We start from the raw sequence: 11,847 nt of genomic DNA, 5'->3' as shown, positions 1-11,847 counted from the left end.
TCCCGACGCGCGTGCCGCCCGAAGGCGGCACGCGAGGCTCAGTGGGTTCCGCCGAGGCCCTCGTCGTCGACACCACGCCAGAAATCGGTGTCGTACTGCGTGTCCGGGATCGGGATCCGCTCGGCGACGTGATGGTGCCGGCTGACCCCGCGGGCGAGTTCCAGTTCCTCGGCGTCGATGTCCAACCGGTCGATGTCGTTGAGAATGCGCTCGGCGTCATTGACAATGCGACGGGTGGCTGGGCTGTCCCCGTATCGCGAAGCCAGCGACGTGACGCAACGCCGGAGGCTCCCGATCAGATCGTGGAGCTGGGCGAGTTCGGTGGTGGTGCTGGTGGTGGACAAGCGACCTCCTTGGGCTGAAGGGTGTCATGGATCACAGTACGCAACCGATGCTAGCTAAATCACCGATGCAAAGCGTGAGACAGATCACTAATGAGGAGAGGTCGTGACCGTTGACGAGTTGAAGACCCGGGCGGATGCGTTGCTCGCGCTGCATCAGCCGGGCAACCCGGTGGTGCTGCCGACGGTGTGGGACGCCTGGTCGGCGCGGCTGGCCACCGGCGCCGGCTTCGCGGCGCTGACCGTGGGCAGCCATCCGGTCGCCGATTCGGTCGGCAAGGCCGACAACGAGGGCATGACGTTCGACGACCTGCTGACCCGGGTCGCGCAGATCACCGCCGCGGTCGACGTCCCGGTGTCGGTCGACATCGAGTCCGGCTACGCCGAGGAGCCGGCCCGGCTGATCGACGGGCTGCTGTCGGTCGGAGCGGTGGGGCTGAACATCGAGGACACCGTGCACAGCGACGGCGGGCGGTTGCGGTCGTCGCGAGAGCACGCCGAACTGGTCGGGGCGCTGCGGGCGGCCGCGGACGCCGCCGGGGTGCGTGTCGTGGTGAATGCCCGCACCGACCTGTTCCTGCGCCAGGACGGCGACGAGTCCGACCGGGCGGACCGCGCGATCGCGCGGCTCACGGAGGCCGCCGCCGCGGGGGCCGACGTGCTGTACCCGGTCGGGGTGCATCCGCCGGAGGTGATGAGGCGGTTGACTTCGGAGCTGCCGCTGCCGGTGAACGCGATTGCGAGCCCGGATCGGTCCGACCCGGCGTCCTACGGGCCGCTGGGGGTGGCGCGGATCAGCTTCGGTCCGTTCTGGCAGGCGGCGCTGGCCGAGCGGTCCAAGGAGATCCTGGCCCGCTGGGTCTGATCGGGCGGCATCTGAAGTTCTTAAAAGAACTGGGCGGCAACGAAGCCCGCGACCAGCACGGCCGTGCCGCCGATCTCGCCGACGATCAGCGCGGCCATCGCCACCCGCACGGTGGTGTCGACGCGTTCGAATTGGTTGGTGGTGTCGCGCCGCATCCCGTGCATCACGTAGGTGGCTATCGCGAGCACGAAGAACGCGACCACCACCGCCGCCGAGGCCAGGTTGACCCACGTCGGCCAAGCGCTGAGTTCGACGAACACCGCCAGCAGCATCGTCGCGAACGCGTACAGCAGCGCCGCGCGGTGGGCGATGTCGACGTACGGGTGGGCCAGGTGGTCGGGGCTGGTGGCCATCTGCCGGTACTTCCAGATGCCCAGCACCAGTGCCCACAGGAAGATCAGCCCGGCGGCGAGCACGGTCAGAGCGGTGTCGACGGCCAGCGGGGTGGTCATGGAGACAGCACAGTACCGGCGGGGTCCTTGTGGGCCCCGGCGAACCGGCTCACAAGGTTCGCGGCGCCGACGTGAGCACCCCGTGACGGACGCTTCACACGAGGCGACACGGTGGCAATATCGGCTCCCTACCGTGGCCGTCATGAGCTCTACTTCGCACGTCGTGGTCGTCGGTCACGGCATGGTCGGCCACCGGTTCGTCGAGGCGCTGCGGTCGCGCGACACCGCGAACGCGTGGCGGGTGACCGTGCTGGCCGAGGAACTCGACGCGGCCTACGACCGGGTCGGGCTGACCGGCTACACAGAGCACTGGGAGCGTGCCCGGCTGGCGCTGCCGGGCAACGACTACTCCGGCGACGACCTCGTCGACGTCCGGCTGGGTCACCGGGTGACAGGAATCGACCGCACGGAAAGGACCGTCACCACCGCTGACGGCACCCGAGTCCACTACGACGCGCTGGTGCTGGCCACCGGTTCCTACGCGTTCGTGCCGCCGATCCCCGGACGCGATCTGCCGTCCTGCCACGTCTACCGGACCCTCGACGACCTCGACGCCATCTACGCCGACGCCGTGCGCACCCGCGAAAGCAACGGCGCGCCGGTCGGAGTCGTGATCGGCGGTGGCCTGTTGGGGCTGGAGGCAGCGAATGCGTTGCGCGGCTTCGGGTTACAGGCACACGTGGTGGAGCGCTCGTCGCGGCTGATGTCCCAGCAGCTCGACGAGGCCGGCGGGGCGCTGCTGGGCCGGATGATCGCCGACCTCGGCATCACCGTGCACACCGACGTGGGCACCGAGTCCATCAGGCCCGCGCAGCGCAACCGGCCGCTGCGGCGCAGTGAAGAGGACGATTCCGTGCGGGTGATGCTCAGCGACGGGACGGCCATCGACGCCCGCGTCGTGGTGTTCGCCGCCGGGGTCCGGCCGCGGGACGAGCTCGCGCGCGAGGCCGGCCTGGCGATCGCCGACCGCGGCGGCGTGCTGACCGACGTGACCTGTGCCACCAGCGATCCCGCGATCTACGCGATCGGCGAGGTGGCCGCGATCGAGGGCCGCTGCTACGGGTTGGTCGGGCCCGGGTACACCAGTGCCGAAGTGGTCGCCGACCGGCTGCTGGGCGGCGGGGCGGAGTTCCCCGAGGCCGACATGTCGACCAAGCTCAAACTGCTCGGTGTCGACGTCGCCAGCTTCGGCGATGCGATGGGCACCACGCCGGACTGCCTCGACGTGGTGGTCAACGACGCGGTGAACCAGACCTACGCCAAACTCGTGCTCTCCGACGACGCGAAAACCCTGCTCGGCGGCATCCTGGTCGGTGACGCCTCCTCCTACGGGCTGCTGCGGCCGATGGTGGGCGAACCCCTGCCCGGCGCGCCGCTGGCGCTGATCGCCCCGTCGGGGACCGACGGCGGCGGGCTCGGCGTCGGAGCCCTGCCCGACGGCGCCCAGATCTGTTCGTGCAACAACGTCACCAAGGGCGACCTCACGGAGGCGATCGCGTCCGGCTGCTGCGACGTGCCCGCGCTGAAGAAGTGCACACTGGCCGGCACCTCGTGCGGGTCGTGCGTACCGCTGCTCAAGCAGCTCCTCGAGGCCGAGGGCGTCGAGCAGTCGAAGTCGTTGTGCGAGCACTTCTCTCAATCGCGTGCCGAGATGTTCGAGCTCATCAGCGCCACCGAGATCCGCACCTTCTCGGGGCTGATCGAGAGGTTCGGCACCGGCAGGGGCTGCGACATCTGCAAACCCACGGTCGCGTCGATCCTGGCCTCGACCAGTTCGGACCACATCCTCGACGGCGAACAGGCCTCCCTGCAGGACTCGAACGACCATTTCCTGGCCAACATCCAGCGCAACGGCAGCTATTCAGTGGTGCCGCGGGTGCCCGGCGGTGACATCACCCCCGAACACCTGATCCTGATCGGGGAGATCGCAAGGGATTTCGGGTTGTACACCAAGATCACCGGCGGCCAGCGCATCGACATGTTCGGCGCGCGCGTCGACCAGCTGCCCGAGATCTGGCGCCGGCTCGTCGACGGGGGCATGGAATCCGGTCACGCCTATGGCAAATCGTTACGCACCGTGAAGAGCTGCGTCGGCAGCGACTGGTGCCGCTACGGCCAACAGGATTCGGTGCAGATGGCGATCAACCTGGAACTGCGCTACCGCGGGCTGCGCGCCCCGCACAAGATCAAGATGGGCGTGTCCGGGTGCGCGCGCGAATGCGCGGAGGCCCGCGGCAAGGACGTCGGCGTCATCGCCACCGAGACCGGCTGGAACCTGTATGTCGGCGGCAACGGCGGAATGACACCGCGGCATGCCGAACTGCTGGCCGGCGACCTCGACGACGAGACGCTGATCCGCTACATCGACCGTTTCCTGATGTTCTACATCCGCACCGCGGATCGTCTGCAACGCACCGCACCCTGGGTCGAGGAGAAAGGTCTGGAGCATCTGCGCGAGGTGATCTGCGACGACTCGCTGGGTCTGGCCGCCGAGTTCGAGGATGCGATCGCCCGCCACGTCTCGGGTTACGCGTGCGAATGGAAAGGCGTGCTGGAGGATCCCGACAAGCTGGCGCGGTTCGTGTCGTTCGTCAACGCCCCCGACGTGCCTGACCCCACGGTCGCGTTCATAGAGAACGCCGGCCGCATGGTTCCGGCGCCGAGCACAACACACATTGGTATGCCGAAGGTGGGAAGGTAGCCCGAAGATGACTCTGCTCAACGATGTTCAGGTCTGGACCACGGCCTGCCGGTACGACTTCCTGATCCCGAACCGCGGCGTCGGTGTGCTGCTGCCCGGCGGCGCTCAAGCCGCGCTGTTCCGCCTGGACGACGGGACCCTGCACGCCATCGGCAACATCGACCCGTTCTGCGGCGCGGCGGTGATGTCGCGCGGCATCGTGGGCGACCGGGCGGGCCGGGCGGTGGTGCAGTCGCCGATCAAGAAGCAGGCGTTCGCGTTCGACGACGGCAGCTGCCTCGACGACCCCGACCACTGTCTGCCGGTATACGAGACGAGGATCACCCCCGACGGAGACGTCCAGATCGGCTCCTGATCCCGGCGTGCCTGTATCCCGCGAAATCGCATTCCACGCGGCCTTTTCGCGCTTTTGGCCGCGCAGATCGCAATCTCGTCGTGATCAAGTAGGGACTTTCGGCCCCTGTCCTGCCCGCGCCGGTTTTCTAACCTCGACGGCATGACCTACGTGATCGGTAGCGCGTGTGTGGACATCGTCGACAAGTCGTGCGTGCAGGAGTGCCCGGCCGACTGCATCTACGAGGGCGATCGCGCGATGTACATCAACCCGAACGAGTGCGTGGACTGCGGGGCGTGCCGCATCGCGTGCCGGGTCGATGCGATCTACTACGAGACCGACCTGCCCGACGAGGAGCTGGCGTTCCTGGAGGACAACGCCGCATTCTTCACCTCGACGCTGCCCGGCCGCGACGCGCCGCTCGGCGATCCGGGCGGTGCGTCGAAGCTGGGCCGGGTCGGGGCCGACACCCCGCTGGTGGCGGCGCTGCCGCCGTCGTCGACTCCGCACCCCTGACACTCATCGCCGAAATTGCGTTAAGGCAGGCGCGCACTCGGAGTCGAACCCTGCCCGCCGGAAACGGTTGGCGATCAACCGAGTGATGCCGGGATGGGTGCCCAGCGGATCGGTCACCACATCGGCCCCGCTCGCGCGGAGCCGGTCCTGAAACAACCCGTCGGACAACAGGTATGAGGCGACCGCCACCCGTCCGCCGGGCCGCCGCAGTGCGGTCACCGCGTCGGCGATCCGAGGTTCCCCGGTGGCAGCGAAGGCCAGTTCCACCCGCGTGCCGAGCGTGGCCGACAGCCACGTGGCGGTGGTGTGCAGATCGCGCATCGCCCGCCGGTCGGATGTGCCCGCCGCGGCCAGGATCACCGAATCATCGGTTCGCCAACCCGACTCGACAAGACGGTCGACCAGCACCCGGATCAGTGCGGGATCGGGCCCGAGCGCCCGGGTGACGACGACATCGCCGTGACCACTTGTCGCGATGTGAGCCGGGATGTCGACGCGGACGTGATAGCCGCTGGCGAGAAACGCGGGCACCAGCACGGTCGGCTCGCGCCGGACGGTGCCGAGCACCTCGGCCGGCGTGGGGCCCAGCACGTCGACGAACGCCACGCGCACCGGGCGCTCCAGTGTCGCCGACACCTGCGCGGCAAGGTCGGCGATCAACGCGACCCCGCTCTGCTTGCGGGTGCCGTGCGCGACCAGGACCAGGTTCATGACGCGACCACCTCGTCGACCGGCAATCGGTAGCCGCGCTTGACCACCGTCGACACCATCTTCTTGTCTCCCAGCGCCGTTCGCAGGCGCAGCACGGCCGTCTCGACGGCGTGGGTGTCGGTGCTGCTGCCCGGCAGCGCGCGCAGCAGGTCGACTCGCGAGACCACCGCGCCCGGTCGCAGTGCCAGCGCCCGGATCGTCGCCATCGCCGCCGGCGAGAGCGCCTTGACCGCGCCGTCGACCAGCACGCAGGTGCCGCGGATCTCTAACAGGTGCCCGGCCACCCGCACGGTACGTGCCTGCAGCAGCGGCAGTTCGTCGGTGATGTGACGTGCCAACGCGCCCAACCGCATTCGCTCCGGCGCCGAGGTCGGCACCCCTAGCCGCACCAGCGGACGGGCGGTGACGGGGCCGACGCACATCGCGTGCACGCCGGTGCGCAGCGCCGAGAGCACCTCGGCCTCCAGGCCCATCTCGGTGGCGCGCAGCAACACCGACGCCACCGCGGGTGCCGAGGTGAAACTGACCGCGTCGAACTTCTGCTCCGCGATGCCGGCCACCAACTGGTCGAACTCACCGTTGCGCGGTGCCGGGTGCCAGCGGTACACGCGGATAGGCACCACTTCGGCACCCGCGGCGCGCAACTCGTCGAGGAACTCGGGGAAGGGGTCCCATTCGGCGGTCGCCCCGTGCAGCTGCACCGCGATGCGTGCGCCGGCGATGCCGCCCTCAAGCAGGTAGTGCAGCAGTTCGCGGGAGGATTCCGATTCCGGCGACCACTCCTCGGGCAGTCCCGCCGCGCGTAGGGCTCCCGTCGCCTTCGGTCCGCGCGACACGATGCGGGCGTTGCTCAACGCGGTGGTGAGCTCGGTGGCCATACCCCAGCCATCAGCGGCGGCGACCCAGCCGCGGAAGCCGATGCCGGTGGTCGCGATGACGATGTCGGGCGGGGTTTCGATCAGCGCGCGGGTGTGCTGACGCAATTCGTCGTCGTCGGGCAGCGGCACCATCTCGATCGCGGCGGCGCTCGTCACAGTCGCACCACGGCGCCGCAGCAGCGCGCTCAATTCGTCGGCGCGCCGCGCGGAGGTCACCGCAACCCGGAATCCGGTGAGCGGCGCCCAGTCCGGCTCACTCATGCCACCTGTCTATTCAGGCCGTGTTTCGGTGTGATTAACCGGCCGTTGCGCAGCCGTGTCACCCCCGCTCAGAGCGTGAAATTCCGTTCACCGCGGACCGGGTGCCCCTGTGAGGTCACCAGAGGTCGCCGTTGCGCCAGTCGCACGCGATCGGAGCGTCGGGATCCAGCACCATCGACGGTGGCAGGTCCCCCGGCAGCACGTACAACGCGCCGTCGTCCCCGGGTGTGCGGGCCGGGCCGTCCGGGGCCAGCACCGAGGTCGGGCCGCGCCACGGCAGCCAGCCGCGCACCGTGTACAAAGGCTTGCCGAGCGCGGTCGTGCTCAGCGCGCCCAGGTGGTAGGCACCGCGCACCACTTGCTCCACACCGTCCATCAGCGCGTGGCCCAGGCCCCTTCCGCGACGGTCCTCCCGGACGGCCAGGCCTTCGACGTAGCCGCACCGCAGTGCCCGGTCGCCGACGTAGAGGCGGCGCTGCACGACGGCCGCGTGCCCGATCACCTCGCCGCGTTGCGAGATCAGCGCATGCATACCGCCGAGCGCGTGCTCCCAGTCCTCGTCGGCGAAGTCGCCGTCGAACGCATCGATGACCATCCGGCGGGCGTCCTCGCGGGTCTCGTCGTCGAGATCGGAGGTATGGACCAGGCGTGCGCGCACACCTGTGGTTCTACCAGCGACGGCTCGGCCGGCGTCGCCTAATGGACGGCTCAGCCGTCGTGCCTAATGGACGGCTCAGCCGTCGTCGTCGAACGGGCGACGGGGCCGCGACCAGTGCAAGCGCACGGTCTGCCCGGCGCGTGCCTGCGCCACCTTGTCGATGTCCTCGTCGACGACCACGCCAATCACCGGGTAGCCGCCGGTGACGGGATGGTCGGGACCGAGGATGACCGGGAAGCCGTTGGGCGGGATCTGGATGGCGCCGCGGGTGGCGCCCTCGCTGGGCAGCTGCCGATCCGGCCACCGGTAGTCCAGCGGCATGCCGACCAGTCGCATGCCGACGCGGTCGCTGCGGTTGGTGACCTGCCAGTTGGTGCGGACGAGCACATCGGGGTCGACGAACCAGTCGTCGCGCGGACCCGGCACCACCCGCAGCTCGAGGACGTCGTCGGCGATCGCCGCGACCGGCGCCTGGTCGAGTTCGGGGAAGTCGTCGGTGTGCGCGCCGACGGTCAGCACGTCACCACGCTTCAGCGGCAGCGGGCCCACCGCCGCCATCACGTCGTAGCTGCGGGACCCGAGGACGGGCTCGACGTCGATGCCGCCGCGGACCGCCAGATACGAGCGCAACCCCGAACGGGGTGAGCCGAGCGAGATCACCTCGCCGTCGTGGGCGTAGTGAATGCTGTTGCTGCCGAAGGGAACTCCGTCGACGGCCGGGTCGGCGTCGGCACCGGTCACGGCGATCGCGACTCCTTCACCGTTGCCGCCGTGCACACGTGCGGTGAACCCGCCCATCGTGACCTCAACCGTCGCCCGGTCGTCGGGATTGGCGACCAGACGGTTGGCCAGCGTGTGTGCGCGCCGGTCGGCTGCACCGGAACGGGTCACGCCGAGGTGGGACAAGCCGGGACGGCCGAGGTCCTCGACGAGGGCGAGCGGCCCGGGTTGCAGGATCTCCAACGTCACGGTGCTCATGACGCCGCCTCCCTCACGTCCGCATCACCTGTTTTGCTCCTCGCGTCCGCTTCACCTGTTTTGCTCCTCGCGTCCGCGGTCTGAAACCGGACCCACATTCCCGGCGTCAGCAGCGCCGGGTTCTCCCGGTCGGCGTCCCACAGCACCGCCGAGGTACGGCCGATCAACTGCCAGCCGCCGGGGGACTCGCGCGGGTAGATGCCGCTGAACTCGCCGGCCAGCCCGACCGAGCCGACCGGCACCCTGGTGCGCGGTTCGGCCCGGCGGGGCACCGCGAGCCGTTCGTCCCCACCGACCAGGTACGCGAAACCCGGCGCGAATCCGCTGAATCCGACGCGCCACAGCCGCCCGGTGTGCGCAGCGACGACCTCGTCACGGCTCAGCCCGGTCAGCCGGGCCACCTCGTCGAGATCCTCACCGTCGTAGACGACGTCGATGACGATGTCCGCGGTGTGCGGTGTCGTCGCCTCGGCCAGGGCCTGCTGAGTCGGCGTCACCTTGGACAACCGTTGACGGGTGGGGGCTTGGTAGCGGGGGCCGGCCAGCTTCACCAGCACGGTCCGCGCGGCGGGGACGATGTCCTCCACACCCGGCAGCCCGGCTGCCCGTACGGCCTCGGTCCATGCCAGAACCTCGGCGCTGCCGTCGAACTCGAGGAGCAGCGCCCGATCGCCGTAATCCAGAATTCTTCGCACGCCATCGTGGCGCACCGTGTGTATCGCATCCGCAGTGACGCTCATAACGCAACGTTACCGTCGAGTAGCTTCGAAAGCTCCCCCGCACCGAAGCTCTCTGAGCCTTGCCAGAGCGTCCTTACCGAAGGCTCAAGATCCACTCGCCGAACGCGCATTCCAGCAGGCTGCCACTCGAACTTCCGCTGCTGGAATGCAGTTTCGTCGACCGGAACCGGGTCAGGCTGGCACCGGCTGGTAGGTCGGCTCGCGGCGCTTGATGTACGCGATCACGCGATAGGTGACCGGCAGCAGCACCACCTCGACGGCCGTTTTGTACAGCCAGCCCTGGGCGGTGTAGGTGAGGAAGTCGCCGAACGTCGTGATACCGATGACGCTGGCCGCGATCGCGCAGAACACCACGGTGTCGCCGAGTTGCCCGATGAACGTCGACCCGACCAGCCGCGCCCACAGATGCTTCTCCTTGGTGCGTTCCTTGATCAGCACCAGCGACCACGCGTTGAGCGTCTGCCCGACGATGAACCCGGCCAGCCCGGCGATGATCAGCCCGGTGTAGGAGTGCGCGATGTTCTCGAAGTGCTCCTGATTCTCGTAGAAGTCTGCAGCGGGCAGATAGATGGTCACCCAGAGAGCAAGAGCGGCAAGGATGTTCATCGCGAAGCCGGTGTAGATGGCCCGTCGGGCCGCCTTGAAGCCGTACACCTCAGACAGCACGTCGCCGATCACGTAGGTCAGGGGGAACACGATGAAGCCGCCGTCGGTGATGATCGGCCCGAACTCCACGCCCTTGGTCGCGGTGAGGTTGGAGATGATCACCAGCGCGGTGAACACGGCGACGAGGACCGGATAGTAGGCGGAACCGACGCGCGCGAAGGAGACGTTCTGGTCGACGTTCGGGTCAGTCACCGACCCATTAGACCTCAGCTCAGCGCGGCGACCAGCATCGGCGGTAGCCGCTCAGCGACCACCGGATAGGACAGCGTCGACGCATATGCGATGGCGCCGGACAGCTCCTTGCCGGTGAACACGTGCCGCTGCCGCGCGGTCGCGTCGAGGCCCGCGATGGTTGGGTCCGCCAGCAGCGCTGCCTGTTCCTCGTCGCTCTCGGTGAGCCAGACCAGCACGTCGGCCTCGTCGAGCACGGCCGCGATCTGATCCCGGGCGATCGACGCACTCGGTGTCTCGATGACGGTCAAACCCATCTGGGTCAGGAACTCGTGCCGCCAGGGCGGGCCGCTGACCTGCACGCCGTCCCGAAACAGCGTCCCACCGAGCAGCAGTGCCCGCTTCCCGGCGAACTGCGGGTGGCCGTCCTTGACCGCGCTGAACGTCGCGTCGACATCGGCGATGAGCTTCTGCATGTCGTCGTGGCGGAACACCGCCTGCCCGATCGCGCCGGCGCGGTCGCGCCAGGGCTCGAAGAACGCCTCCGATCCGGACTGCGGGATGGTCGGTGCGATCTCCGACAGCCGGGTGTACGTGTCCTGATCCAGGCCGGCGTCGGTCGCGACGATCAGATCCGGTGCCAGCCCTGCGATCTGTTCCACCTGGATCCCGTCGGCGAGCGACAGCACGACCGGCTGTGCGCCGGCGAGCCGCGGCTGCGCCCACGGCCACACCGCGAACGGTTCGCCGCCGAACCAGTCGGTCACCGCGACCGGGACGACGCCCAGGGCCAGCAGGTCGTCCGCGTCGGTCAGGCCGGCGCTGACCACCCGGGTCGGCGGTTTCGGGATCTTCGTCTGACCGAACGCGTGCCGGACGGTCACCGAGCCGTCCGAAGCGACCGCGCCCGGCTCCTCCGAACCGCACGCGGTCAGCAACGCCGCCGCGCCGGCTGTCATCATCAGAAACCCGCGCCGGGACACCACCCGGCAACCTTAACTAGCCGACCTGGAAGTTACGGGACCTGCGCGGGCACCGGAACGGGTGGCCACACCGGCGGCGGCGCCGACGCCGGAGGCGGGGGCGAGCCGGGCGCGGCTACCGGAGGCGGCGGGGGAGTGCCGTACGGGGTGGGCGGCTGCCAGGTCGCCGGATCCAGGGAGCCGGGACCGACCGACTGGAAGAACTCGGCGGAGTTGCGCATGTTCCACAACTCGCGCAGAAAGTCGAGCTGGCCGGTGTTGCCGAAATTCGCGTTGGGCACCGGTGGAATGACCGGTGCACCCACCGGCGGCGGCGCGGGCGGCGGGACGTTGTCGCCGCCGGTCGGGACGCCGGGGGTGTAGGCGAAGACCGGCGCGGCTGCGCCGGGGGCGGGGGCACCGGGAACGGGTGCCGGCGCGGCCACGGCGGGCGGCGCCGGCGGCAGCGCCGGATCCACCGGTCCGGGCTGGGCGCCGGCCTGGGTTGCGGCAGCCAGCGCGGCGCCGCCGATGAGCGCGTTCATCGCCGCGATCTTGACTACCTGCACAACAGACACATCGACGAGGCTAACGCCTCGCGTTACATGGCGAT

Annotated in this window: 14 protein-coding genes; 4 read left to right on the top strand and 10 right to left on the bottom strand. The window is 69.3% G+C overall.

Translation table 11 applies throughout. The features are described 5' to 3' along the window. Nucleotides 1-38 precede the first annotated feature (38 nt). Complete coding sequence (locus ACXMYJ_RS08605; protein ID WP_260756375.1) at nucleotides 39-344, bottom strand: hypothetical protein; 306 nt, start codon at nucleotides 342-344, stop codon at nucleotides 39-41. A 103-nt stretch (nucleotides 345-447) separates the two neighbouring features. On the opposite strand from ACXMYJ_RS08605, the gene ACXMYJ_RS08600 reads away from it, so the two are divergent. Beyond that, nucleotides 448-1,206, top strand: coding sequence for an isocitrate lyase/PEP mutase family protein (locus ACXMYJ_RS08600; protein WP_460355418.1), 759 nt, complete (start codon nucleotides 448-450; stop codon nucleotides 1,204-1,206). Between the two features lie 20 nt (nucleotides 1,207-1,226). Here the strand turns inward: ACXMYJ_RS08600 and ACXMYJ_RS08595 are convergent, their stop codons facing one another. Continuing rightward, nucleotides 1,227-1,658 (bottom strand): hypothetical protein, encoded by a 432-nt coding sequence (locus ACXMYJ_RS08595; protein WP_260756377.1) that lies wholly within the window; start codon nucleotides 1,656-1,658, stop codon nucleotides 1,227-1,229. A 142-nt stretch (nucleotides 1,659-1,800) separates the two neighbouring features. On the opposite strand from ACXMYJ_RS08595, the gene nirB reads away from it, so the two are divergent. The 3 genes from nirB to fdxA all read left to right on the top strand — a co-directional run bounded on the left by nirB (nucleotide 1,801) and on the right by fdxA (nucleotide 5,209). Further along, nucleotides 1,801-4,359, top strand: a complete 2,559-nt coding sequence (gene nirB, locus ACXMYJ_RS08590; RefSeq protein WP_260756378.1) for a nitrite reductase large subunit NirB — start codon at nucleotides 1,801-1,803, stop codon at nucleotides 4,357-4,359. 7 nt (nucleotides 4,360-4,366) lie between these two features. Then, nucleotides 4,367-4,714 carry a nitrite reductase small subunit NirD gene (gene nirD / locus ACXMYJ_RS08585; protein ID WP_260756379.1) on the top strand — a complete coding sequence of 116 codons (348 nt, stop codon included), beginning with the start codon at nucleotides 4,367-4,369 and terminating at the stop codon, nucleotides 4,712-4,714. Nucleotides 4,715-4,855: 141 nt separating this feature from the next. Beyond that, nucleotides 4,856-5,209, top strand: a complete 354-nt coding sequence (fdxA, locus tag ACXMYJ_RS08580) for a ferredoxin (RefSeq protein WP_443187559.1) — start codon at nucleotides 4,856-4,858, stop codon at nucleotides 5,207-5,209. Nucleotides 5,210-5,212: 3 nt separating this feature from the next. On the opposite strand, the gene ACXMYJ_RS08575 is transcribed toward fdxA, so the two are convergent. The 8 genes from ACXMYJ_RS08575 to ACXMYJ_RS08540 all read right to left on the bottom strand — a co-directional run bounded on the left by ACXMYJ_RS08575 (nucleotide 5,213) and on the right by ACXMYJ_RS08540 (nucleotide 11,812). After that, nucleotides 5,213-5,920 carry a sirohydrochlorin chelatase gene (locus ACXMYJ_RS08575; RefSeq protein WP_460355412.1) on the bottom strand — a complete coding sequence of 236 codons (708 nt, stop codon included), beginning with the start codon at nucleotides 5,918-5,920 and terminating at the stop codon, nucleotides 5,213-5,215. Then, nucleotides 5,917-7,059 carry a uroporphyrinogen-III synthase gene (locus tag ACXMYJ_RS08570; RefSeq protein ID WP_260756383.1) on the bottom strand — a complete coding sequence of 381 codons (1,143 nt, stop codon included), beginning with the start codon at nucleotides 7,057-7,059 and terminating at the stop codon, nucleotides 5,917-5,919. Before ACXMYJ_RS08570 ends, ACXMYJ_RS08575 begins: the two co-directional genes overlap by 4 nt. A 115-nt stretch (nucleotides 7,060-7,174) precedes the next feature. Beyond that, nucleotides 7,175-7,717, bottom strand: coding sequence for a GNAT family N-acetyltransferase (locus ACXMYJ_RS08565; protein ID WP_260756384.1), 543 nt, complete (start codon nucleotides 7,715-7,717; stop codon nucleotides 7,175-7,177). Between the two features lie 75 nt (nucleotides 7,718-7,792). Beyond that, on the bottom strand, nucleotides 7,793-8,695 hold the full coding sequence (locus tag ACXMYJ_RS08560) for a 5-oxoprolinase/urea amidolyase family protein (protein WP_460355408.1): 903 nt from the start codon (nucleotides 8,693-8,695) through the stop codon (nucleotides 7,793-7,795). Continuing rightward, nucleotides 8,692-9,435, bottom strand: coding sequence for a 5-oxoprolinase subunit B family protein (locus ACXMYJ_RS08555; protein ID WP_460355405.1), 744 nt, complete (start codon nucleotides 9,433-9,435; stop codon nucleotides 8,692-8,694). The genes ACXMYJ_RS08560 and ACXMYJ_RS08555 overlap by 4 nt, the downstream gene beginning before the upstream one ends. Before the next feature lie 171 nt (nucleotides 9,436-9,606). After that, nucleotides 9,607-10,293: a queuosine precursor transporter gene (locus ACXMYJ_RS08550; protein ID WP_443187562.1), complete on the bottom strand. Its 687-nt coding sequence runs from the start codon at nucleotides 10,291-10,293 to the stop codon at nucleotides 9,607-9,609. A 14-nt stretch (nucleotides 10,294-10,307) separates the two neighbouring features. Then, nucleotides 10,308-11,234: an ABC transporter substrate-binding protein gene (locus tag ACXMYJ_RS08545; RefSeq protein ID WP_443187586.1), complete on the bottom strand. Its 927-nt coding sequence runs from the start codon at nucleotides 11,232-11,234 to the stop codon at nucleotides 10,308-10,310. Nucleotides 11,235-11,287: 53 nt separating this feature from the next. Then, nucleotides 11,288-11,812 (bottom strand): hypothetical protein, encoded by a 525-nt coding sequence (locus ACXMYJ_RS08540; protein ID WP_443187563.1) that lies wholly within the window; start codon nucleotides 11,810-11,812, stop codon nucleotides 11,288-11,290. Between the last annotated feature and the right edge of the window lie 35 nt (nucleotides 11,813-11,847).

Source organism: Mycobacterium sp. ZZG, assembly GCF_054786995.1.
Note: the sequence above shows the minus strand (reverse complement) of the source record. Positions and strands in the feature narration are given on the sequence as shown.

Coding starts and splice junctions, on each gene's coding strand:
- ACXMYJ_RS08595 (WP_260756377.1), bottom strand. CDS start 1,658: ATGACCACCCCGCTGGCCGTCGACACCGCTCTGACCGTGCTCGCCGCC.
- nirB (WP_260756378.1), top strand. CDS start 1,801: ATGAGCTCTACTTCGCACGTCGTGGTCGTCGGTCACGGCATGGTCGGC.
- nirD (WP_260756379.1), top strand. CDS start 4,367: ATGACTCTGCTCAACGATGTTCAGGTCTGGACCACGGCCTGCCGGTAC.
- fdxA (WP_443187559.1), top strand. CDS start 4,856: ATGACCTACGTGATCGGTAGCGCGTGTGTGGACATCGTCGACAAGTCG.
- ACXMYJ_RS08575 (WP_460355412.1), bottom strand. CDS start 5,920: ATGAACCTGGTCCTGGTCGCGCACGGCACCCGCAAGCAGAGCGGGGTC.
- ACXMYJ_RS08570 (WP_260756383.1), bottom strand. CDS start 7,059: ATGAGTGAGCCGGACTGGGCGCCGCTCACCGGATTCCGGGTTGCGGTG.
- ACXMYJ_RS08560 (WP_460355408.1), bottom strand. CDS start 8,695: ATGAGCACCGTGACGTTGGAGATCCTGCAACCCGGGCCGCTCGCCCTC.
- ACXMYJ_RS08555 (WP_460355405.1), bottom strand. CDS start 9,435: ATGAGCGTCACTGCGGATGCGATACACACGGTGCGCCACGATGGCGTG.
- ACXMYJ_RS08545 (WP_443187586.1), bottom strand. CDS start 11,234: ATGATGACAGCCGGCGCGGCGGCGTTGCTGACCGCGTGCGGTTCGGAG.